General features: G+C 57.4%; 21 protein-coding genes and 2 tRNA genes. 20 read left to right on the forward strand and 3 right to left on the reverse strand.

Annotated elements, in window-relative coordinates; all coding sequences use genetic code 11:
* Positions 1 to 106: 106 nt before the first annotated feature.
* From KI231_RS03985 to KI231_RS03995, 3 genes are read left to right on the forward strand one after another with little or no spacing between them, the layout of a single operon-like run.
* Positions 107 to 1,510, forward strand: a complete 1,404-nt coding sequence (locus KI231_RS03985; protein ID WP_213027515.1) for a sodium-dependent transporter — start codon at positions 107 to 109, stop codon at positions 1,508 to 1,510.
* 7 nt (positions 1,511 to 1,517) lie between these two features.
* Positions 1,518 to 1,952 carry a type II toxin-antitoxin system RatA family toxin gene (locus tag KI231_RS03990; protein WP_003221509.1) on the forward strand — a complete coding sequence of 145 codons (435 nt, stop codon included), beginning with the start codon at positions 1,518 to 1,520 and terminating at the stop codon, positions 1,950 to 1,952.
* On the forward strand, positions 1,945 to 2,259 hold the full coding sequence (locus KI231_RS03995; protein ID WP_213027516.1) for an RnfH family protein: 315 nt from the start codon (positions 1,945 to 1,947) through the stop codon (positions 2,257 to 2,259). Before KI231_RS03990 ends, KI231_RS03995 begins: the two co-directional genes overlap by 8 nt.
* Before the next feature lie 61 nt (positions 2,260 to 2,320).
* Here the strand turns inward: KI231_RS03995 and KI231_RS04000 are convergent, their stop codons facing one another.
* Positions 2,321 to 2,848, reverse strand: a complete 528-nt coding sequence (locus tag KI231_RS04000) for an outer membrane protein assembly factor BamE (protein WP_016986508.1) — start codon at positions 2,846 to 2,848, stop codon at positions 2,321 to 2,323.
* Positions 2,849 to 2,945: 97 nt separating this feature from the next.
* On the opposite strand from KI231_RS04000, the gene fur reads away from it, so the two are divergent.
* A complete protein-coding gene (fur, locus tag KI231_RS04005; RefSeq protein ID WP_103303215.1) occupies positions 2,946 to 3,350 on the forward strand; it encodes a ferric iron uptake transcriptional regulator in 405 nt (134 codons plus the stop codon).
* Between the two features lie 75 nt (positions 3,351 to 3,425).
* Here the strand turns inward: fur and recN are convergent, their stop codons facing one another.
* Positions 3,426 to 5,099, reverse strand: a complete 1,674-nt coding sequence (recN, locus tag KI231_RS04010; protein ID WP_213027517.1) for a DNA repair protein RecN — start codon at positions 5,097 to 5,099, stop codon at positions 3,426 to 3,428.
* A 240-nt stretch (positions 5,100 to 5,339) separates the two neighbouring features.
* Between recN and grpE the strand changes: the two genes are divergently transcribed.
* From grpE to KI231_RS04050, 8 genes are all read left to right on the forward strand, one after another.
* The gene (grpE, locus tag KI231_RS04015) at positions 5,340 to 5,906 is read left to right on the forward strand and encodes a nucleotide exchange factor GrpE (protein ID WP_103303213.1); all 567 of its coding nucleotides are present in this window, start codon (positions 5,340 to 5,342) and stop codon (positions 5,904 to 5,906) included.
* A gap of 102 nt (positions 5,907 to 6,008) precedes the next feature.
* Positions 6,009 to 7,925, forward strand: a complete 1,917-nt coding sequence (gene dnaK, locus KI231_RS04020; protein ID WP_213027518.1) for a molecular chaperone DnaK — start codon at positions 6,009 to 6,011, stop codon at positions 7,923 to 7,925.
* A gap of 297 nt (positions 7,926 to 8,222) precedes the next feature.
* Positions 8,223 to 9,347, forward strand: a complete 1,125-nt coding sequence (gene dnaJ / locus KI231_RS04025) for a molecular chaperone DnaJ (RefSeq protein WP_103303211.1) — start codon at positions 8,223 to 8,225, stop codon at positions 9,345 to 9,347.
* 9 nt (positions 9,348 to 9,356) lie between these two features.
* Positions 9,357 to 10,163 (forward strand): 4-hydroxy-tetrahydrodipicolinate reductase, encoded by an 807-nt coding sequence (gene dapB, locus KI231_RS04030; RefSeq protein WP_213027519.1) that lies wholly within the window; start codon positions 9,357 to 9,359, stop codon positions 10,161 to 10,163.
* A 257-nt stretch (positions 10,164 to 10,420) separates the two neighbouring features.
* Entirely contained in the window at positions 10,421 to 11,557 is a 1,137-nt protein-coding gene (gene carA / locus KI231_RS04035) for a glutamine-hydrolyzing carbamoyl-phosphate synthase small subunit (RefSeq protein WP_103303209.1), read from the forward strand.
* Positions 11,558 to 11,681: 124 nt separating this feature from the next.
* Complete coding sequence (gene carB / locus KI231_RS04040; RefSeq protein WP_103303208.1) at positions 11,682 to 14,903, forward strand: carbamoyl-phosphate synthase large subunit; 3,222 nt, start codon at positions 11,682 to 11,684, stop codon at positions 14,901 to 14,903.
* A 2-nt stretch (positions 14,904 to 14,905) separates the two neighbouring features.
* Positions 14,906 to 15,382, forward strand: coding sequence for a transcription elongation factor GreA (greA, locus tag KI231_RS04045; protein WP_213028738.1), 477 nt, complete (start codon positions 14,906 to 14,908; stop codon positions 15,380 to 15,382).
* Between the two features lie 28 nt (positions 15,383 to 15,410).
* A complete protein-coding gene (locus KI231_RS04050; protein ID WP_103303207.1) occupies positions 15,411 to 15,815 on the forward strand; it encodes an MFS transporter in 405 nt (134 codons plus the stop codon).
* A gap of 9 nt (positions 15,816 to 15,824) precedes the next feature.
* Here KI231_RS04050 and KI231_RS04055 read toward each other — a convergent pair whose 3' ends face one another.
* Positions 15,825 to 16,133 (reverse strand): YhbY family RNA-binding protein, encoded by a 309-nt coding sequence (locus tag KI231_RS04055; protein WP_003221534.1) that lies wholly within the window; start codon positions 16,131 to 16,133, stop codon positions 15,825 to 15,827.
* 101 nt (positions 16,134 to 16,234) lie between these two features.
* Between KI231_RS04055 and rlmE the strand changes: the two genes are divergently transcribed.
* The 8 genes from rlmE to KI231_RS04095 all read left to right on the forward strand — a co-directional run bounded on the left by rlmE (position 16,235) and on the right by KI231_RS04095 (position 22,683).
* Positions 16,235 to 16,864 (forward strand): 23S rRNA (uridine(2552)-2'-O)-methyltransferase RlmE, encoded by a 630-nt coding sequence (rlmE, locus tag KI231_RS04060; RefSeq protein WP_103303206.1) that lies wholly within the window; start codon positions 16,235 to 16,237, stop codon positions 16,862 to 16,864.
* A gap of 203 nt (positions 16,865 to 17,067) precedes the next feature.
* Positions 17,068 to 18,975 (forward strand): ATP-dependent zinc metalloprotease FtsH, encoded by a 1,908-nt coding sequence (gene ftsH, locus KI231_RS04065; RefSeq protein WP_103303205.1) that lies wholly within the window; start codon positions 17,068 to 17,070, stop codon positions 18,973 to 18,975.
* 8 nt (positions 18,976 to 18,983) lie between these two features.
* Positions 18,984 to 19,835 carry a dihydropteroate synthase gene (gene folP / locus KI231_RS04070; RefSeq protein ID WP_213027520.1) on the forward strand — a complete coding sequence of 284 codons (852 nt, stop codon included), beginning with the start codon at positions 18,984 to 18,986 and terminating at the stop codon, positions 19,833 to 19,835.
* Between the two features lie 16 nt (positions 19,836 to 19,851).
* Positions 19,852 to 21,189 (forward strand): phosphoglucosamine mutase, encoded by a 1,338-nt coding sequence (glmM, locus tag KI231_RS04075; protein ID WP_213027521.1) that lies wholly within the window; start codon positions 19,852 to 19,854, stop codon positions 21,187 to 21,189.
* A gap of 65 nt (positions 21,190 to 21,254) precedes the next feature.
* Positions 21,255 to 22,010, forward strand: coding sequence for a triose-phosphate isomerase (gene tpiA / locus KI231_RS04080; RefSeq protein ID WP_103303202.1), 756 nt, complete (start codon positions 21,255 to 21,257; stop codon positions 22,008 to 22,010).
* Between the two features lie 4 nt (positions 22,011 to 22,014).
* A complete protein-coding gene (gene secG / locus KI231_RS04085) occupies positions 22,015 to 22,401 on the forward strand; it encodes a preprotein translocase subunit SecG (RefSeq protein WP_103303201.1) in 387 nt (128 codons plus the stop codon).
* A 22-nt stretch (positions 22,402 to 22,423) separates the two neighbouring features.
* Positions 22,424 to 22,509 (forward strand) — tRNA-Leu (locus KI231_RS04090).
* A gap of 97 nt (positions 22,510 to 22,606) precedes the next feature.
* Positions 22,607 to 22,683: transfer RNA gene (locus KI231_RS04095), tRNA-Met, on the forward strand.
* The last annotated feature ends 55 nt before the right edge of the window (positions 22,684 to 22,738 follow it).

Raw genomic sequence — 22,738 nt, forward strand, 5'->3', positions numbered from 1 at the left:
TATGGAGATAAACGGCTGTCGGCTACGGTGATGCTGCGTGCTTGAGCAGGTTGAGTGAATCCCGGACAATGCGGCCTCTTTTTCTAACGCTTGGGCGTGATAAACGATGTCGACAGACAAGGTTTCTGTCCACGGCAGTTGGGCTAGCCGCTGGGTATTCATACTCGCCGCGACCGGTTCGGCCGTGGGACTGGGTAGTATCTGGAAGTTCCCCTACATGGTCGGGGTCTACGGCGGCGGCGCCTTTGTGCTGATGTTTCTGGCGTGCATCGCACTGATCGGGATCCCGGTCATGCTCGCTGAAACCCTGATCGGCCGGCGCGCTCGGCAGAGTCCGGCGAACGCCTTGAAGGTGCTGGCACTGGAAGCCGGGCACTCGGCCAAGTGGTCTTGGGGCGCGTTTGCCGGGATGATCACGGCATTGTTGATCCTGTCTTTCTATAGCGTGGTCGGCGGCTGGTCGCTGGACTACATTGTCGATATGGGTCGCGGCGACTTCCAGGGCGCCACCGCCGATCAGGTCGGCGCCTATTTCGGCAATGTCATTGCCGACCCATGGCGCCTGACACTTTGGCACACAGTTTTCATGCTGCTTTCGGCGCTGGTGATCGCCAAGGGCGTGGTCGCCGGTCTTGAGCGCAGTTTGCGCATCATGATGCCGCTACTGTTCGTGATGGTGCTGGTGCTGCTGGGTTACAGCATGACCACCGGGCATTTCATGGAGGGCGTGCATTTCATGTTCGATTTCCACCCGGAAAAGGTCCTCGACGGCTTGTTGCCGGCCATGGGGCACGCGTTTTTCTCGCTGAGCGTAGGCGTGGGCTCGATCATGATCTACGGTGCTTACATGCCGAAGAACACGTCGCTGTCCGGCACGGTGGTTGGCGTAGCGCTGCTTGATACCTTCGTGTCGCTGGTGGCCGGCCTGGCCTTGTTCCCGATTGTATTCGCTGGCGGGCTGAACCCTAGCGAGGGGCCTGGCTTGATGTTCGTCAGTCTGCCATTTGCTTTCGGTAACGTGGCTTTTGGCCAACTGATGGGCGTTGTGTTCTTTGTTCTGGTGGCGATTGCTGCCTGGAGTTCGGCGATTTCTCTGCTGGAGCCGATGGTTGCCTATCTGGTTGAACGCACGAAAGTCAGCCGTGCCTGGGTGACTTTCTGGTTGGCATTCATTTGCTGGTTCGTCGGTCTGGGCACGGTGTTTTCCTTCAATATCTGGAAGGAAGCCAAATTTTTCGTGAACGAAGGCGGGATGTTCCATCTCTACCAATGGGGGGCAGCGGGCGGTCTGGATTTCTTCGGCGTGATCGACTTCTTCACCTCGCGAATCATGTTGCCACTCGGCGGATTGTGCTTCGTGCTGTTCGCCGGTTGGGTGATGGGGCGTGAAGCGGTACGTGACGAGTTGTCTATCCGTCACCCGGCATTGTTTGCCCTGTCCTTGTTTTTGATGCGCTACGTGGCGCCCATCGGCATTGTTGTAGTGTTTGCCGCTCAGCTCTGGAAGTAACGCTCACATGACGACACATATTCAACGATCTGCCCTGCTGCCTTATCCGGCGCAGTTCCTTTATGACCTGGTCAACGACGTGGCGCGGTACCCGGAGTTCTTGCCGTGGTGCTCGTCTGCTGAAGTGCTGGAAAGTTCGCCCGAGCATATGCGTGCCAGTGTGGGAGTGGCCAAGGGCGGGCTCAGTCAGCATTTCGTGACGCGCAACACGCTGGTGCCGGGGCAGTCGATCGAGATGAACCTCGAAGAAGGGCCTTTCAATCAGTTGCACGGTGTCTGGGTGTTCAAGGCGTTGAACGAGAAGGCGTGCAAGATCAGTCTGGATCTGTCCTTCGATTACGCGGGCCCGCTGGTGCGAGCTACGCTGGGACCGTTGTTCAATCAGGCAGCGAACACGCTGGTGGATGCATTCTGCCAGCGCGCCAAGCAGATGCATGGTTGAGTCGGTGATCGGGATAGAGGTCGTGTATGCGGCCGTTGACCGTCAGGTCTTGCGCACGGTCAGTGTTCCCGAAGGGATTACCGTGCGGGAGGCGTTGCTCAAGTCTGGGATTGGCGACGAGTTCCCGGAGCTTGATCTGGCGGAGTGCCCGGTAGGGATCTTTGGCAAAGTGATTGCCGATCCTCAGGTTCGCCTGATTCAAGCGGGGGATCGTATCGAAATTTATCGCCCGCTGCTCGCCGATCCCAAAGAAGTGCGGCGCTTGCGTGCCGCCAAGGCTGCGGCGGCGAAAGCTCGAGAGCAGTAATCAAGCTGAATTGCAGGCAATAAAAAACCCGGAATCTCCGGGTTTTTTATTGCGTCGCAAATTATTGCGGCGATGTATCCAGCGGCTCTGGTGTCGGAACCGGAACGGTTTCCACACCATCGACGTCCTTCTGGATCTGATCCAGCAAGGAACCTGGCTTGACCGGTTTTTCCGGTTTTGGCTTCTCGGCGTTTTCAGCAGGAGCGGTCACGGTAGTGCCACTGTCCTTGCCGAGAATGGCTTCGTCACGGCTTACGCCCGGCATGAAGTCACCGGACAGGCTGACAAGCTGGTCGTTTGAGTTGAAAATAACGCTGATGCGTTCCTGTTGGCGTTCACCGCCACCCGGTTGCAGGCTGTACAGATAATCCCAGCGATCGGCATGGAACGTGTCGGCAAGCAGAGGGTTGCCCATGATAAACCGTACTTGCGGCCGGGTCATTCCCGGGCGTAACTGGTCTATCATGTCCTGCGTGACGACATTGCCCTGCTGGATGTCGATTTTGTAAACCCCGGGGAATGAACAACCGGCGAGTGCGAGCAGTCCCACAAAGGTGAAACTGGTTAGCAAGAGCTTGGTGTTTTGCATCGGTGGGCGACTTCCACTATCTTGGCTGGGACAACGTAAACGCCGATCATACCCGCATTAAGAGAAGCTGCGAAGCAGCATCGCGAGAAAGCTGACCATGGTTGAAAATAGCGAACTACGCAAAGCCGGCCTCAAAGTGACCCTGCCACGGGTCAAGATCCTGCAAATGCTCGACTCTACCGAGCAGCGTCACATGAGTGCCGAGGACGTCTACAAGGCGTTGATGGAAGCGGGCGAGGACGTCGGTCTGGCCACGGTTTACCGTGTTCTGACCCAGTTCGAAGCAGCTGGCCTCGTGGTCCGTCACAATTTCGACGGCGGCCACGCGGTATTCGAATTGGCCGACGGTGGCCACCACGACCATATGGTCAACGTGGACTCAGGCGAAGTCATCGAATTCTTCGACGAGGAAATCGAAAAACTTCAGAAAGCGATCGTCGAGAAGCATGGCTTCGAGATGGTTGATCACAACCTGGTGCTGTACGTCCGCAAGAAAAAGTAAGCATGTCGCGCGAATTTCAGGTTCGCGAAACGAGCGAAGGCGACCCAAGGGTCGCCTTCGTGCTTTCTGCCGTTCTTAAACTTTCGCGGTAACCACCATTTTTTTCGCGTGGGCCAGGGACTCCTTTGTCAAATCGATGCCACCGAGCATCCGCGCTACTTCTTCTATACGGTCGTTCTTGCTCAATTTGGAGACGGCTGTGTGCGTTGCCTCTTCTCCGCGCACCTTATGCACAAACAGATGCTGGTGACCCTGTGCCGCTACTTGTGGCAGGTGCGTAACCGTCAGAACCTGTCCGCGCTCGCCGAGGCGACGCAACAGTTGACCGACAATCTCCGCTGTCGGGCCACCAATGCCCACATCGACTTCGTCGAACACTAGTGTCGGGACACGGGATGTCTGCGCAGTGATGACCTGGATCGCCAGGCTGATTCGTGACAGCTCACCGCCGGATGCGACTTTCGCCAGCGCCTTCAGCGGTTGGCCGGGGTTGGCACTGACCAGCAATTCGACCTGTTCAAGTCCGTTAGGCAGGAGTTCGTCGCTGCTGTTGGCTCGCAACTCGATGGTAAATCGACCGCCAGGCATGCCCAGTCGCTGAATCTCCTGCTCCACCGCACTGGCGAGGCTCCCGGCCGCCTGATGGCGCAAATCACTCAGCTCCCGTGCCTTCTCCTGATAGTGACGGGCGTAGGAAGCCAGCTCTTCGCCTAATCGCTCGATGGATTCGTCATTGGCGTTGAGTGTTTCAATTTCATCCAGCAGTTTTTGCTGCATTTCCCCGACTTCGGTCGGCTGGATGCGGTGCTTGCGCGCCAAGGTATAGATAGCGTCGAGACGTTCTTCCAGATATTGCAGGCGGGCCGGGTCGGCATCGAAGTTGTCGAGGAAGCGATTGAGCTCACCGACAGCTTCTTCGACCTGAATCTGTGCGCTGGTCAGCAGGCTGCTGGCTTCGCCCAGGGCGCCAACGGAGTTGTTCACACTCGACAGGCGATTGAGGCTGGCGGTCAATGCGTTCAGCACATTGCCGGAATCACTTTCACTGCACTGTTCGACCACCTGTCGGCAGATGCCAAGCAAGGTTTCGGCATTGGTCAGATTCTTGTGTTCCTGCTCCAGTTGTTCGAGCTCGTTATCCCCAAGACCCAGATTTTCAAGCTCTTCGAGCTGGTAGCTGAGCAGTTGATGGCGGGCGCGTTGTTCATCACCGGAGTTGGAGAGGCGCTCCAGTTCCTGGCGAGTCTGGCGCCAGCGCTGTGCGGCGAGCTGAACCTGACGGGCCAGATCGGTGGCGCCGGCATATTCGTCGAGCAGGCGACGATGGGTGTCGGTTTTCAGTAGGGATTGGTGTTCGTGCTGGCTATGGATATCTATCAGCAATTCGCCGAGGGCCTTGAGATCGCCAAGCGGGCAGGGTGTGCCGTTGATGTAGCCACGCGAACGGCCCTCCGAGGTGATCACCCGGCGCAGGATGCAGGGGCCGTCGATGTCCAGATCGCGTTCGGCCAGCCAGGCGCTGGCTTCGGGAATGTCACTCAGGTCGAAGGTCGCCAGAATATCGGCCTTGTCGGCGCCCGGGCGGACTACGCCACTGTCGGCGCGATCACCGAGGGTCAGGCCCAGTGCGTCGAGCATGATCGACTTGCCAGCGCCGGTTTCCCCTGTGATCACGCTCATCCCGCGATCAAGTTCGAGATCGAGATGTTCAACGATGGCGTAGTTGTGTACGGACAGGTGCACCAGCATAAAGGCCGCTCCCAGGCTTTAGGTCTGGTTATTTATACAGTGTTTTGTTTCGAGCTGACAATGCCCTCGCTTAGCTCGATTTGCTTGAACAGAAAATCTTCTTAGTGCATCGAGGCATGAGAAAGCGGCACTTTTTTGTAGGGTTAATGCTTGAAAGCCCTTGAAGCCTGATTTTGCGGCCCCATATATCGGGGCAGAAGCGCGAGTCGAACTCGCGGACGATATTGAAAGGAGAATTCTATGGCTGACGAACAGACAGTAGATAAGCAAAACCCAGAAGCCAATCAGGCGCCCGAGGGTTCGGGTGACGACCTGGCGACCCGTGTACAAGTGCTCGAAGAGCAATTGGCCGCCGCGCAGGATCAGTCTCTGCGTGTCGCTGCCGATCTGCAGAACGTCCGTCGTCGTGCCGAGCAGGACGTCGAAAAGGCACACAAGTTTGCTCTGGAAAAATTCGCCGGCGACCTGTTGCCGATCGTCGACAGCCTGGAGCGCGGCCTCGAGCTGTCGAATCCGGACGACGAAAGCATCCGTCCGATGCGTGAAGGCATCGAGCTGACCCTGAAAATGTTCCACGACACCCTCAAGCGTTATCAGCTTGAAGCGATCGATCCGCATGGCGAACCGTTCAACGCCGTTCAGCATCAGGCAATGGCCATGCAGGAAAGCGCCGACGTGGAACCGAACAGCGTTTTGAAGGTGTTCCAGAAGGGCTACCAGCTCAACGGTCGCCTGTTGCGTCCGGCCATGGTTGTGGTCAGCAAGGCGCCGGCGCCAATTTCGCCTTCGATTGACGAGAAGGCTTGAAATTAGCCGCAAGGCCCCCATTTAGAAGTCAAGCGTTTAAGTGCTACCGCAGTCAGCCACCACTGCTGCGGCATCCAAATCCAAAGTTTCGGGAGAGTGAACATGGGCAAAATTATCGGTATCGACCTGGGGACTACCAACTCCTGCGTCTCCGTGCTGGAAAACGGCAAGGCCAAAGTTATTGAAAACGCTGAAGGCGCGCGTACTACGCCGTCGATCATCGCTTACGCCAACGATGGCGAAATTCTGGTAGGTCAGTCGGCCAAGCGTCAGGCAGTGACCAACCCGCACAACACTCTGTACGCAGTAAAGCGTCTGATCGGTCGTCGTTTCGACGAAGAAGTTGTGCAGAAAGACATCCAGATGGTCCCTTACAAGATCGTCAAGGCTGACAACAACGACGCCTGGGTTGAAGTGAACGGCCAAAAAATGGCGCCGCCACAAATCTCGGCTGAAATTCTGAAGAAAATGAAGAAGACCGCCGAAGACTACCTCGGCGAGCCAGTGACCGAAGCGGTGATCACCGTTCCGGCCTACTTTAACGACAGCCAGCGTCAGGCGACCAAAGACGCCGGCCGCATCGCCGGTCTGGACGTAAAACGTATCATCAACGAACCAACCGCAGCCGCTCTGGCTTACGGTATGGACAAGGCCAAGGGCGATCACACCGTGATCGTTTATGACCTGGGTGGCGGTACTTTCGACGTTTCCGTGATCGAGATCGCTGAAGTCGATGGCGAGCACCAGTTCGAAGTACTGGCCACCAACGGTGACACGTTCCTCGGTGGTGAAGACTTCGACATTCGTCTGATCGACTACCTCGTTGACGAATTCAAGAAAGAAAGCGGCATGAACCTCAAAGGTGACCCGCTGGCCATGCAGCGCCTGAAAGAAGCCGCTGAGAAAGCCAAGATCGAGCTGTCGTCCGCTCAGTCGACCGACGTTAACCTGCCGTACATCACTGCAGATGCGACCGGTCCTAAGCACCTGAACGTGAAGATTTCGCGTGCCAAGCTCGAAGCACTGGTTGAAGACCTGGTTCAGCGCACCATCGAACCTTGCCGCATCGCCATGAAAGACGCAGGTCTGGACGTTGGCGCGATCAACGACGTGATTCTGGTCGGTGGTCAGACTCGTATGCCGTTGGTACAGAAGCTGGTTACTGATTTCTTCGGTAAAGAAGCTCGTAAAGACGTTAACCCGGACGAAGCGGTTGCCATGGGTGCCGCGATTCAGGGCGCTGTTCTGGCTGGTGACGTGAAAGACGTTCTGTTGCTCGACGTCAGCCCGCTGACCCTGGGTATCGAAACCATGGGTGGCGTGATGACTGCGCTGATCGAGAAAAACACCACGATTCCTACCAAGAAATCGCAAGTGTTCTCGACTGCCGACGACAACCAGGGCGCCGTGACCATTCACGTCCTGCAGGGTGAGCGTAAGCAAGCCGCACAGAACAAGTCCCTGGGCAAGTTCGACCTGGCCGACATTCCACCTGCGCCACGTGGCGTGCCGCAGATCGAAGTGACCTTCGACATCGACGCCAACGGCATTCTGCACGTTGGTGCGAAAGACAAGGCTACCGGCAAGACTCAGTCGATCGTGATCAAGGCCAACTCCGGTCTGTCCGACGAAGAAATCGAGCGCATGGTGCGTGACGCCGAAGCCAACGCTGAGGAAGACCGCAAGTTCGAAGAGCTGGCCGCTGCCCGTAACCAGGGCGATGCACTGGTTCACTCGACTCGCAAGATGATTGCTGACGCGGGTGACAAAGTCTCCGCCGAAGAGAAGACTGCGATCGAAGCGGCTGTGGTTGCTCTGGAAGCTGCCGTTAAAGGCGACGACAAGGCTGCCATCGAAGCGAAGGTTGAAGAGCTGTCGAAAGTCTCCGCTCCGGTTGCTCAGAAGATGTACGCCGAACAGGCTCAGCCAGCTGATGGCGCAGCCCCGCAAGGCGAATCGGCTGAGAAGGCTGACGACGTTGTCGATGCAGAGTTCGAAGAAGTAAAAGACCACAAGTAAGTTGTTGGTCGGCCGGTTGACTGTCTTCAGGCAGTGACTGGTAGGATGTCGCCGCGCGGGAGCTAGCTCCCGCGTTGGCGTATCTGGAATACGCGAATTTTTACAGCATGCGACAAGCCTCGCGTGTTGGCGGTATGGCCGGGAATGCTCCTGCTTTTCGTGCCGAAAGTACCGCAAGAAACAAAGACCAGGATCGTTGAATTGACGTGAGTTGGGTCCGGGCCTGTATTGGGGCTCAACGAGTTTGGCCATCCTCAGGAGGGGTTTGCCGAACGTCCTCAAGAGTGCAGAAAACATATGGCAAAGCGTGACTACTACGAAGTTTTGGGAGTTGAGCGAGGCTCAAGCGATGCGGACCTGAAGAAGGCCTATCGTCGTCTGGCGATGAAACATCACCCCGACCGTAATCCCGATGACAAAGCATCGGAAGAACTGTTCAAAGAGGCCAACGAGGCCTATGAAGTATTGTCCGATTCGAGCAAGCGCGCGGCGTACGACCAATACGGTCATGCCGGCGTCGACCCGAGCATGGGTGGCGGTGGTGGCGGTTTCGGCGGTCAGAACTTCTCTGACATCTTTGGTGATGTCTTCAGTGATTTCTTTGGCGGCGGTCGCGGCGGTTCCCGTGGCGGCGCTCAGCGTGGCAGCGATTTGCGCTACACCCTGGAGCTGAATCTGGAAGAAGCGGTGCGCGGTACGACCGTGAATATCCGTGTGCCGACGCTGGTCAATTGCAAGCCGTGTGATGGGTCGGGCGCCAAGAAAGGTTCTTCGCCGTCGACCTGCCCGACTTGCGGTGGCATCGGTCAGGTGCGCATGCAGCAAGGCTTCTTCTCGGTGCAGCAAACCTGCCCGCGCTGCCATGGCCAAGGCAAGATCATTTCCGATCCGTGCGACTCCTGTCACGGTGATGGTCGCATCGAAGAGTACAAAACCCTTTCGGTCAAAGTGCCGGCTGGCGTTGATACCGGCGACCGCATTCGTCTGTCTGGCGAAGGCGAGGCGGGTACGCAAGGTGGCCCGACTGGCGACCTGTACGTGGTTATCAATGTCCGCGAGCACGACATCTTCCAGCGTGACGGCAAGCATCTGTTCTGCGAAGTGCCGATCAGCTTTGTCGATGCGGCATTGGGCGGCGAGCTGGAAATTCCGACCCTCGACGGTCGCGTCAAACTGAAAATCCCTGAAGGCACCCAGACCGGCAAGCAGTTCCGTGTCCGTGGTAAAGGCGTTGCGCCAGTGCGTGGCGGTGGTGCGGGGGATTTGATGTGCCGTGTGGCGGTCGAGACCCCGGTCAACCTGAATCGTCGTCAGCGGGAATTGCTTGAAGAATTCCGCAGCTCGCTGGCGGATGACAACAGTCATTCGCCGAAAACCACCGGTTGGTTCGACGGTGTGAAGCGCTTCTTCGGCGATCTGTAAGGAGTCGGCATGCGACGTATAGCTGTGATGGGCGCCGCCGGGCGCATGGGCAAGATTCTGGTCGAGGCCGTGCAGCAGCGCGCGCCGCTGACCGGCCTGACGGCTGCGATTGTGCGCCCGGGCAGTACGCTGATCGGGGTGGATGCTGGTGAGCTGGCTTCGCTGGGGCGTATCGGTGTGCCGTTGTCCGGTCATGTCGAGTCGGTGGCGGAGGAGTTCGACGTGTTGATCGACTTCACCCTGCCGGAAGTCATGCTGAAAAACCTGGCGTTCTGTCGCAAGGCCGGTAAGGCCATGGTGATCGGCACCACCGGACTGGATTCCGCGCAGAAGAAGTTGTTGGCCGAGGCCGGCAAGGACATTCCAATCGTGTTCGCCGCCAATTTCAGTGTCGGTGTAAATCTGTCGCTGAAACTGCTCGAGATGACTGCGCGAGTGCTGGGGGATGATGCTGACATCGAGATCATCGAGGCTCATCACCGGCACAAGATTGATGCTCCTTCAGGCACGGCCTTGCGCATGGGTGAAGTGATCGCCGATGCGCTGGATCGTGATTTGCAGAAGGTTGCGGTCTACGGGCGCGAAGGTCACACCGGTGCGCGCGAGCGTGAAACCATTGGTTTTGCCACCGTTCGCGGCGGTGATGTGGTCGGTGATCACACGGTGTTGTTCGCCTGCGAAGGCGAGCGTCTGGAGATCACTCATAAAGCATCGAGTCGCATGACGTTTGCCAAGGGTGCGGTACGTGCTGCACTGTGGCTGGATGGTCGCGAACCGGGTCTTTATGACATGCAGGACGTGCTCGACCTCCATTGAGTCATGGTTTCATCCAGCGCAAACGCCCTGTTTGTGCTGGATTTTCACCACCGAGCGACGCCCTGTCGCATTCTCCGGCCTTTTAGGCTCTTTAACGGTGGACCAAAAAAGCCTTTTTCTGTAAGCTACAGCTTTAGTGTGTCCACTAAAAGCGCGCAGAATAATTCAGTGAAGAAGCGGGGTGACGTGTCCATACGTCACTCCGCTTTTTTACAACCTGCGATCGCCCTTTCATGCGTTATTTACGGGAGGTCTTCTTGACTAAGCCAGCCATACTTGCCCTTGCTGATGGCAGCATTTTTCGCGGCGAAGCCATTGGAGCCGACGGTCAAACCGTTGGTGAGGTGGTGTTCAACACCGCAATGACCGGCTATCAGGAAATCCTTACCGATCCTTCCTACGCCCAACAGATCGTTACCCTGACTTACCCGCACATCGGCAACACCGGCACCAACCCGGGCGATGCCGAGTCTGACCGCGTCTGGTCCGCTGGCCTGGTTATTCGTGACCTGCCGCTGGTAGCGAGCAACTGGCGTAACACGATGTCCCTGTCCGACTACCTGAAAGCCAACAACGTTGTGGCTATCGCCGGTATCGACACCCGTCGCCTGACCCGCATCCTGCGTGAGAAAGGTGCACAGAACGGCTGCATCATGGCCGGCGACAACATCTCCGAAGAAGCTGCCATTGCCGCTGCGCAAGGCTTCCCGGGCCTGAAGGGCATGGATCTGGCGAAAGTCGTCAGCACCAAGACTCAATACGAATGGCGCTCGACTGTCTGGGACCTGAAAACCGACAGCCACGCGACCATCGACGCCTCCGAGCTGCCATATCACGTCGTCGCCTTCGACTACGGTGTCAAGGTCAACATCCTGCGCATGCTGGTCGAGCGCGGCTGCCGCGTTACCGTTGTGCCGGCGCAAACGCCTGCCGCTGACGTACTCGCACTGAAGCCGGACGGTGTGTTCCTGTCCAATGGTCCTGGTGATCCGGAGCCATGCGACTACGCGATCCAGGCGATCAAGGAAGTTCTGGAAACCGAAATCCCGGTATTCGGCATCTGCCTCGGTCACCAACTGTTGGCTCTGGCCTCTGGCGCCAAGACCCTGAAAATGGGCCACGGCCACCACGGTGCCAACCACCCGGTACAGGATCTGGACACTGGCGTTGTGATGATCACCAGCCAGAACCACGGTTTTGCGGTCGACGAAGCAACCCTGCCAGCCAACGTGCGTGCGATCCACAAGTCGCTGTTCGACGGCACCCTGCAAGGCATCGAACGCACCGACAAGAGCGCGTTCAGCTTCCAGGGCCACCCTGAAGCGAGCCCGGGCCCGAACGATGTGGCGCCACTGTTCGACCGCTTCATCAACGAGATGGCCAAGCGACGCTAAGCGTTCGCCTTGAGACTGTAGAGAGAAGCCCTTGAGGGCGGCCCCGAATCCGGCGGCCCCTCGGGACTTCAGAAATCGATCAAGACGGCTTGCCGACTGACCTGCGGATTTGAGTGACAAACCCATGCCAAAACGTACAGACATTAAAAGCATCCTGATTCTCGGCGCTGGCCCGATCGTTATCGGCCAGGCCTGCGAATTCGACTACTCCGGCGCCCAGGCTTGCAAAGCCCTGCGCGAAGAGGGCTACCGCGTCATCCTGGTGAACTCCAACCCGGCCACCATCATGACCGACCCGGACATGGCCGACGCCACCTACATCGAGCCGATCAAATGGCAGACCGTTGCCAAGATCATCGAGAAAGAGCGTCCGGATGCGGTGCTGCCAACCATGGGCGGCCAAACCGCCCTGAACTGCGCCCTGGACCTGGAGCGCGAAGGCGTCCTGGAGAAGTTCGGCGTGGAAATGATCGGTGCCAACGCCGACACCATCGACAAGGCTGAAGACCGTTCGCGTTTCGACAAGGCCATGAAGTCGATCGGCCTTGAGTGCCCGCGCTCCGGCATCGCCCACAGCATGGAAGAAGCCAACGCCGTTCTTGAGCGCCTGGGCTTCCCGTGCATCATCCGTCCGTCCTTCACCATGGGCGGCACCGGTGGCGGTATCGCGTACAACCGTGAAGAGTTCGAAGAAATCTGCGCCCGTGGTCTGGACCTGTCGCCGACCAAAGAGCTGCTGATCGACGAATCGCTGATCGGCTGGAAAGAATATGAAATGGAAGTTGTCCGCGACAAAAAGGACAACTGCATCATCGTCTGCTCGATCGAAAACTTCGACCCGATGGGCGTGCACACCGGTGACTCGATCACTGTTGCGCCGGCTCAGACCCTGACCGACAAGGAATACCAGATCCTGCGTAACGCCTCCCTGGCGGTACTGCGCGAGATCGGCGTCGAGACCGGCGGTTCCAACGTGCAGTTCGGTATCTGCCCGGACACCGGCCGCATGGTCGTGATCGAGATGAACCCGCGTGTGTCGCGCTCCTCGGCCCTGGCTTCGAAAGCCACCGGTTTCCCGATCGCCAAAGTCGCCGCCAAACTGGCTGTGGGCTACACCCTCGACGAATTGTCGAACGATATCACCGGCGGCAAGACCCCGGCGTCTTTCGAACCGTCCATCGACTACGTCGTGACCAAGCTGCCACGCTTTGCCTTCGAAAAATTCGCCAATGCCGACGCGCGCCTGACTACTCAGATGAAGTCGGTCGGTGAAGTCATGGCCATCGGCCGTACCTTCCAGGAATCCCTGCAGAAAGCTCTGCGCGGTCTGGAAGTTGGCGTCTGCGGTCTGGACGAGAAGCTCGATCTGAGCAACCCGGAAAGCATGAGCGTGCTCAAGCGTGAACTCACCGTGCCGGGCGCCGAGCGTATCTGGTACGTGGCTGACGCTTTCCGCGCGGGCATGACGGTCGAAGAAATCTTCGCCATGAACATGATCGATCCGTGGTTCCTGGTGCAGATCGAAGATCTGATCAAGGACGAAGAGAAGGTCAAGACCCTCGGTCTGTCCTCTATCGACCGCGACCTGATGTTCAAGCTCAAGCGCAAAGGCTTCTCCGATCAGCGTCTGGCCAAGCTGCTGGGCGTCACCGAGAAAAACCTGCGCACGCACCGTCAAAAGCTGGAAGTGTTCCCGGTCTACAAGCGCGTTGACACCTGCGCCGCCGAGTTCGCCACTGACACCGCTTACCTCTACTCGACGTACGAGGAAGAATGCGAAGCCGCCCCGTCGGGTCGCGACAAAATCATGATTCTGGGTGGCGGTCCAAACCGTATCGGCCAAGGCATCGAGTTTGACTACTGCTGCGTTCACGCCGCCCTCGCCCTGCGCGAAGACGGCTACGAAACCATCATGGTCAACTGCAACCCGGAAACCGTTTCCACCGATTACGACACTTCCGATCGACTCTACTTCGAGCCGGTAACCCTGGAAGATGTGCTGGAAATCTGCCGCGTCGAGAAGCCGAAAGGCGTGATTGTCCAGTACGGCGGCCAGACTCCGCTGAAACTGGCTCGTGCTCTGGAAGCTGCCGGCGTGCCAATCATCGGCACCAGCCCTGACGCCATCGACCGCGCTGAAGACCGTGAGCGCTTCCAGCAAATGGTTGAGCGTCTGAACCTGCGTCAGCCGCCAAACGCCACCGTGCGCAGCGAAGACGAAGCTGTCCGTGCTGCCGCGAAGATCGGTTATCCGCTGGTGGTGCGCCCGTCCTACGTACTGGGCGGCCGCGCGATGGAAATCGTCTATAAGGAAGAAGAACTCAAGCGCTACCTGCGTGACGCGGTGCAAGTGTCCAACGACAGCCCGGTGCTGCTCGACCACTTCCTCAACTGCGCCATCGAGATGGACGTGGATGCGGTCAGCGACGGTAAAGAAGTTGTAATCGGCGCGATCATGCAGCACATCGAACAGGCTGGTGTTCACTCCGGTGACTCCGCTTGCTCGCTGCCGCCGTACTCGCTGCCGGCGCACATCCAGGACGAGATGCGCGAACAGGTCAAGAAAATGGCCCTGGAACTGGGCGTTGTCGGCCTGATGAACGTGCAACTGGCGCTGCAAGGCGAAGACATCTACGTCATCGAAGTCAACCCGCGCGCTTCCCGTACTGTACCGTTCGTCTCCAAGTGCATCGGTGTTTCCCTGGCAATGATCGCTGCCCGCGTGATGGCCGGTAAAACCCTGAAAGAAATCGGCTTCACCAAAGAAATCATCCCGAACTTCTACAGCGTGAAAGAGGCGGTATTCCCATTCGCCAAATTCCCTGGCGTTGACCCGATCCTCGGCCCAGAGATGAAGTCGACCGGTGAAGTGATGGGCGTCGGCGATACTTTCGGTGAAGCATTCGCCAAGGCTCAGATGGGCGCCAGCGAAGTATTGCCGACCGGCGGTACTGCGTTCATCAGCGTGCGTGACGATGACAAGCCGCTGGTTGCAGGCGTGGCCCGTGATCTGATCAACTTGGGTTTCGAAGTGGTTGCCACTGCCGGTACAGCCAAGCTGATCGAAGCCGCTGGCCTGAAAGTGCGCCGTGTGAACAAGGTGACCGAGGGTCGTCCGCACGTGGTCGACATGATCAAGAATGACGAAGTCACCCTGATCATCAACACCACTGAAGGTCGTCAGTCGATCGCTGATTCGTACTCCATTCGTCGTAATGCCTTGCAGCACAAGATTTACTGCACCACCACCATTGCTGCGGGCGAAGCTATCTGTGAAGCGCTTAAGTTCGGTCCGGAAAAGACCGTGCGCCGCTTGCAGGATCTACACGCAGGATTGAAGGCATGAGCATAGTTAAGTACCCAATGACTGTTCAGGGCGCTCGCGCCCTGGAAGAAGAACATACCCACCTGACCAAGGTCGTGCGTCCGAAGCTCAGCCAGGACATCGGTACGGCCCGCGAGTTGGGTGACCTGAAGGAAAACGCCGAATACCATGCTGCCCGCGAACAGCAAGGCATGGTCGAGGCGCGGATTCGTGATATCGAAGGCCGGATTCAGAACCAGGTCATCATTGATGTCACGACTATTCCTCATACCGGCAAGGTGATCTTCGGTACCACCGTCGAAATCGCCAACGTCGAGACTGATGAAAGCGTCACTTACCACATCGTGGGTGAGGATGAGGCTGACTTTAAACTCGGCAAGATTTCGGTCGGCTCGCCTTTGGCCCGTGCCTTGATTGGCAAGGAAGAGGGCGATGTGGTCGCCGTGAAAACGCCGGGTGGCGTTATCGAGTATGAGATTGTCGAAGTCCGTCATATCTGAAACCGGGCGCCCGCTGCATGCGGGCGCCATGCTTTGGCAGCTGTCCCAGATGTTGTGGGTCGGCGGTCTCTGGTTGATTCATTTCGGTTTGCAGCCGGCGCTGGGCAAGATTGGCCTGGCGCCGCTGTTGATCGATGAAGTCGCCAGTGCATTTGAAGTGCTGGTGGTGGGTTTTTCCGCCGCATGCGTGATTTTTCAGGCTTTGGTGCTGGTACAGACCGAGGGCCTTGTCAGTCTATGGCGAGATTTTCGCGGGCAGGTGCTGTTGATGGCGTTGTATGCGTGTGCGATGTTTGTCGCAGTACGTGTCGGCTGGCCGGATGCGCAGCGCTGGCAGGTGTTCAGCTATCTTGTATTGGGCTTTTCCGGGCTGGTGCTGGTGTTGCAGCCGGTTCCGGGATGGAGTGGCAGGGTGCGCGAAGCACACCCTTGACCCTGGTCATCACTTGAAGCGATGAACGTTCGACAGCTGCTTGTTGACGCTGAAGTTCTTGCGGTAAACCAGTGCCATCTTGCCGATGACCTGTACCAGATCCGCTTTGCCGACCTTGCACAGTTCTGCAATGTGCGCCAGGCGCGACTCGCGGTCGAGGATGTTGAGCTTGATTTTGATCAGCTCGTGATCCGCCAAAGCGCGTTCAAGTTCGGCTAACACGCCTTCAGTCAAACCGTTGTCCGCCACCGTCAAAACCGGTTTCAGGTGGTGGCCAATGGATTTGTACTGTTTTTTCTGCTCTGGAGTGAGCGGCATAATCTGACCCTTTCGTCTGGATTCTGTAAAATGGCGGCCATTTTACCCGAGGGTTCGTGGATCCGCCCAATTAATCACGACCCTAATCATCGAGGTGCCCAATGGCGCGTTCCAAGACAAGCCTTGGTTGGCTGAAAAGACATGTCAACGATCCTTATGTGAAGCAAGCGCAGAAGGATGGCTACCGCTCGCGTGCGAGTTACAAGCTTCTGGAGATCCAGGAGAAATACAAACTGATCCGTCCGGGCATGAACGTGGTGGACCTGGGCGCAGCGCCCGGTGGCTGGTCGCAGGTGACTAGCCGTCTGATCGGCGGTCAGGGGCGTTTGATCGCTTCGGACATCTTGGAAATGGACAGCATCCCTGATGTGACATTTATCCAGGGTGACTTCACCGAGGACGCCGTGCTCGCGCAAATTCTGGAAGCCGTCGGTAATTCGCAGGTGGACCTTGTGATTTCCGATATGGCCCCCAATATGAGTGGTACGCCTGAAGTGGACATGCCGAAAGCCATGTTCCTTTGCGAGTTGGCTCTCGATCTGGCGGAGCGGATACTCAAGCCGGGTGGTAATTTTGTGATCAAGATCTTTCAGGGTGAAGGGTTCGATGTCTACCTGAAGGACGCTCGCAAGAAATTTGAAAAGATTCAGATGATCAAGCCGGATTCGTCTCGTGGAAGTTCCCGTGAGCAATACATGCTGGCATGGGGCTACCGGGGCCGTAGTGAGTAAAACCTGGTTTTTTGTGCAGGGTGATAGGTTTTTCGTATTTCGCCCCGCGTGCATAAGCGAATATTGTGTAGAAAGTGTTTCACAAAGGGTTACAGACGGCGCCTGCCAGAGTTGTAGGTAATGTAGTAAGTTAGGCCGGTGAATATCATGCGAAGCGCGCGCCAGTAGCGGAGCTTGCTTCAGAGGGTAGTTAATTGAACGATATGGCAAAGAATCTGATCCTGTGGTTGATCATCGCGGCTGTCCTTGTGACGGTGATGAACAACTTCTCCAGCCCTAACGAGCCGCAGACCCTCAACTATTCCGACTTCATCCAGCAGGTCAAGGATGGCAAGGTCGAGCGCGTCGCGGTTGATGGCTATGTGATTACCGGCAAGCGCAACGACGGCGACAGCTTCAAGACCATTCGTCCGGCAATTCAGGACAATGGCTTGATCGGTGACCTGGTCGACAACCACGTTGTGGTTGAAGGCAAGCAGCCTGAGCAGCAAAGCATCTGGACCCAGTTGCTGGTGGCCAGCTTCCCGATCCTGGTGATCATCGCGGTGTTCATGTTCTTCATGCGCCAGATGCAGGGTGGTGCCGGCGGCAAGGGCGGGCCGATGAGTTTTGGCAAGAGCAAGGCGCGCCTGCTTTCCGAGGATCAGGTGAAAACTACCCTGGCTGACGTTGCAGGTTGCGACGAAGCCAAGGAGGAAGTCGGCGAGCTCGTCGAGTTCCTCCGTGATCCGGGCAAGTTCCAGCGTCTTGGCGGTCGCATTCCTCGCGGCGTGTTGATGGTCGGTCCTCCGGGTACCGGTAAAACCTTGCTGGCCAAGGCTATTGCCGGCGAGGCCAAGGTGCCTTTCTTCACTATTTCCGGTTCTGACTTTGTCGAGATGTTCGTCGGCGTCGGCGCAAGCCGTGTTCGTGACATGTTCGAGCAGGCGAAGAAGCACGCGCCGTGCATCATTTTCATCGACGAAATCGACGCCGTCGGTCGCCATCGTGGCGCCGGCATGGGCGGCGGTCATGACGAGCGCGAGCAGACTCTCAACCAGTTGCTGGTGGAGATGGACGGCTTCGAAATGAACGATGGCATCATCGTGATTGCTGCAACCAACCGTCCTGACGTGCTCGACCCTGCGCTGCTGCGTCCAGGTCGTTTCGACCGTCAAGTGGTTGTCGGTCTGCCGGATATCCGTGGTCGCGAACAGATCCTCAAGGTTCACATGCGTAAAGTGCCAATGGGTGACGACGTTGCTCCGGCCGTTATCGCTCGTGGTACTCCAGGTTTCTCTGGTGCTGACCTCGCTAACCTGGTTAACGAAGCCTCGCTGTTTGCGGCTCGTGCCGGCAAGCGCATTGTCGAAATGAAAGAGTTCGAACTGGCCAAAGACAAGATCATGATGGGCGCTGAGCGCAAATCGATGGTCATGTCCGAGAAAGAAAAGCAGAACACCGCTTATCACGAGGCGGGCCACGCTATTGTTGGTCGCGTCGTGCCTGAGCATGATCCGGTTTACAAGGTATCGATCATTCCGCGCGGTCGTGCGCTGGGTGTGACGATGTTCCTGCCGGAAGAAGACCGCTACAGCTTGTCCAAGCGTGCATTGATCAGTCAGATCTGCTCGCTGTACGGTGGCCGCATCGCTGAAGAAATGACGCTCGGTTTCGACGGCGTGACCACTGGTGCTTCCAACGACATCATGCGTGCCAGTCAGATTGCACGGAACATGGTGACCAAGTGGGGCCTGTCGGAAAAACTCGGTCCACTGATGTATGCGGAAGAAGAAGGCGAAGTGTTCCTTGGTCGCGGCGGTGGTGGTCAGGCTGCAAGCTTCTCCGGAGAAACGGCCAAGCTGATCGACTCCGAAGTGCGCAGCATCATTGATCAGTGCTATGGCACGGCCAAGCAGATCCTCACGGACAACCGTGACAAGCTCGATGCGATGGCTGATGCCCTGATGAAGTATGAAACGATCGATGCCGAACAGATCGACGACATCATGGCCGGCCGCACGCCTCGCGAGCCGCGTGATTGGTCGGGTGGCACCGGTACTCCGCCGCCTCCTGTTGTTCAGGATGAGCGTCCGGAAAAACCGATTGGCGGTCCGGCTGCTGACGTTTAAGGTTTGAAATGACTTCTGTACAGTCCCTGACCCGGTTGCCTTGCGGCAACCGGGTTCTTGATTTGGCCCAGACGCATGTCATGGGCATTCTCAATGTCACTCCCGATTCCTTTTCCGATGGTGGCCGACACAGCCAGCTCGATGCAGCGCTGCGCCATGCAGAAGCCATGGTTGTTGCGGGTGCGACGCTGATCGATGTGGGAGGTGAATCCACTCGTCCCGGCGCGCGAGCGGTATCTCCGCTGGAAGAGCTTGAGCGCGTGGCGCCAATCGTGGAGCTGATCAATCGTGAGCTCGACGTCATCATCTCGGTCGATACGTCGACTCCCGCCGTGATGCGAGAAACAGCGCGGCTGGGTGCAGGTTTGATCAACGATGTGCGATCGCTGCAGCGCGATGGAGCGCTGGACGCCGCAGCGGCCACAGGGTTGCCTGTGTGTCTCATGCATATGCTCGGTGAGCCCGGTGACATGCAGGACAATCCGCAATATCAGAATGTCACCCGAGAAGTAGGCGAGTTTCTCACCGAGCGCATGGCTCGATGTGCGCTGGCGGGTATCCCGGCTGAGCGGATCATTCTCGACCCTGGGTTTGGCTTCGCCAAAACACTGCAGCACAATTTAAGCTTGTTCAAGCATCTGGAAGCTCTGCACGCGTTGGGCCGGCCGTTATTGGTGGGTGTTTCGCGCAAAAGCATGATTGGCCATGCCCTGAATCGCCCGGTCGGCGAGCGGCTTTTTGGGGGCTTGGCGCTGGCAGCGCTGGCATCTGCCAAAGGCGCGCGTATATTGCGCGTCCATGATGTGGCGGAAACGGTGGATGTGGTGCGGATGATCGCGGCCGTGGAATCAGCCGAATAAGAATGGTGGAGCAATTATGAGCAAAAAATACTTTGGTACTGACGGTATTCGCGGTCGTGTGGGTGTTTATCCGATCACTCCTGACTTTATGCTCAAGCTTGGCTGGGCCGCCGGTATGGCGTTTCGCAAGATGGGTGCCTGCAAAGTGTTGGTTGGCAAGGACACGCGCATTTCCGGGTACATGTTCGAGTCGGCCCTTGAAGCCGGCCTGACCTCGGCAGGTGCCGATGTCATGCTGCTCGGTCCGATGCCGACGCCGGCTATCGCCTATCTGTCGCGAACCTTCCAGGCTGAGGCTGGTATCGTGATTAGTGCGTCGCACAATCCGCATGACGACAACGGTATCAAGTTCTTCTCTGGCAAAGGCACCAAGTTGCCGGATGAGCTGGAGCTTATGATCGAAGAGTTGCTTGATGCGCCGATGACGGTGGTTGAGTCGAGCAAGATCGGCAAAGTGTCGCGAATCAATGACGCCTCCGGTCGCTACATCGAGTTCTGCAAGAGCAGCGTGCCAACCGGGACCAACTTTAATGGTCTCAAGATCGTCATTGATTGCGCACATGGTGCGACCTACAAGGTAGCGCCGAGCGTTTTTCGTGAGTTGGGTGCAGAAGTCGTCGTGCTGTCGGCTCAGCCCAATGGCCTGAACATCAACGACAATTGCGGCTCGACCCATATGGATCAGTTGCAGGCTGCGGTGCTGGCCGAGCATGCCGATCTGGGTATCGCTTTTGATGGTGATGGTGATCGGGTGCTGATGGTGGATCACACGGGCGCGATTGTTGATGGTGACGAGTTGTTGTTCATCATTGCTCGTGACTTGCATGAGCGCGGCAAATTGCAGGGCGGTGTGGTCGGTACCCTGATGAGTAACCTCGGCCTGGAGCTGGCGCTGGCGGAGCTTTCGATTCCATTCATTCGCGCCAACGTTGGCGACCGTTATGTGATCGCCGAATTGCTTGAGCGCAACTGGCTGGTCGGTGGTGAGAACTCGGGGCACATCGTTTGCTTCAATCATACGACGACCGGCGATGCGATCATCGCTGCGCTGCAAGTGCTGATGGCACTGAAGACACGCAACGAAGGTCTGGCACAAACCCGTCAGGCGTTGCGCAAGTGCCCTCAGGTGCTGATCAATGTGCGTTTCGGTGGCGGTGAAAACCCGCTGGAGCATCCGGCTGTCAAGGAAGCCAGTGCGCGCGTCACTCAGGCAATGGCGGGCCGCGGACGGGTGCTTTTGCGCAAGTCCGGTACAGAGCCTCTGGTGCGTGTGATGGTCGAAGGTGAGGACGAAACTCAGGTTCGCAGCTATGCCGAAGAACTGGCAAAACTGGTAAGTGAAGTTTCTGCCTGATTCGGCTTGCAAGCCATGATTGTGTTGGGTAACATCTGCGCCCACTTTGACCGACGAGGTACAGCATGCGTCGCCCTATGGTAGCTGGTAACTGGAAGATGCACGGTACCCGCGCCAGCGTCGCTGAGCTGATCAACGGCCTTCGTCATCTGGCCTTGCCAAGCGGTGTTGATGTCGCGGTATTCCCGCCTTGCTTGTATATCAATCAAGTGATTGATGGCTTGAAAGGTAAATCGATTTCGGTCGGTGCGCAGAATTCTGCGGTGGAATCCATGCAAGGTGCATTGACTGGTGAGATAGCGCCGAGTCAGTTGGTGGATGCAGGTTGTTCCCTGGTGCTTGTCGGGCACTCCGAACGCCGTCAGATAATGGGCGAGCGAGACGGAATGCTGAATCGCAAGTTCGCAGCGGCACAGGCATGTGGCTTGATTCCGGTGCTGTGTGTAGGGGAAACCCTTGAGCAGCGTGAAGCCGGGAAAACTCTTGAGGTTGTCGGGCGTCAGCTGGGCAGCATCATCGAGGAGTTGGGGGTCGGTGCTTTTGCCAAGGCAGTCATAGCTTACGAGCCGGTCTGGGCAATTGGTACTGGACTGACTGCAACGCCGCAACAGGCTCAGGATGTGCATAAGGCCATTCGCGAGCAGTTGGCGGCAGAGAATTCTGAAGTCGCACGAGGTGTGCGGCTTCTATACGGCGGCAGCGTGAAGGCGGCCAATGCGGTCGAACTGTTCGGCATGCCGGATATCGATGGGGGGCTCATTGGTGGAGCTTCCCTGAATGCAGATGAGTTCGGTGCGATCTGTCGCGCCGCGGGAAACTGAAAAAATGCTGGAAACAGTCGTAGTCGTTTTTCATCTGCTGGGTGCATTGGGCGTAGTTGCTCTGGTTTTGCTGCAGCAGGGTAAGGGTGCGGACGCTGGCGCGTCTTTCGGAGCAGGTGCTTCAAATACTGTGTTCGGAAGCCAAGGTTCCTCTACCTTTCTTAGTAAGTTTACTGCTATACTTGCCGCCGGTTTCTTCATAACCAGCTTGGGGTTAGGTTACTTTGCTAAAGAGAAGGCTCATCAGCTAGCTCAAGCAGGATTGCCAGATCCAGCAGTGTTGGAAGTACCTAAGCAACAACAACCGGCTTCTGATGATGTCCCGGTGCTTCAAGAGCAAAAGTCGGCTACTCCAGCGACTGACGTACCTCCAGCTCAAGAGCAGAAGTAAGAAGAGTTTCAAAAGTAGTTTTGCCGAGGTGGTGGAATTGGTAGACACGCAACCTTGAGGTGGTTGTGCCCATAGGGTGTAGGGGTTCGAGTCCCCTTCTCGGTACCAATTAGTCAGGAGAGCCCGCTGTTGCGGGCTTTCTTGCAGGTGGAAGGTTACATTGACCCTGTAAGGGATCGGTCGTATACTTCCGCCCCAGCTTTGTCGCGGGGTGGAGCAGTCTGGTAGCTCGTCGGGCTCATAACCCGAAGGTCGTCGGTTCAAATCCGGCCCCCGCAACCAGTTTAAGGAGCCCCTTTTAAGGGGCTTTTTGTTAGCTGGACACTTTCAACGCCGC

Origin of the sequence: Pseudomonas sp. Seg1, from assembly GCF_018326005.1 — a bacterium.
Classification (GTDB): Bacteria; Pseudomonadota; Gammaproteobacteria; order Pseudomonadales; family Pseudomonadaceae; genus Aquipseudomonas.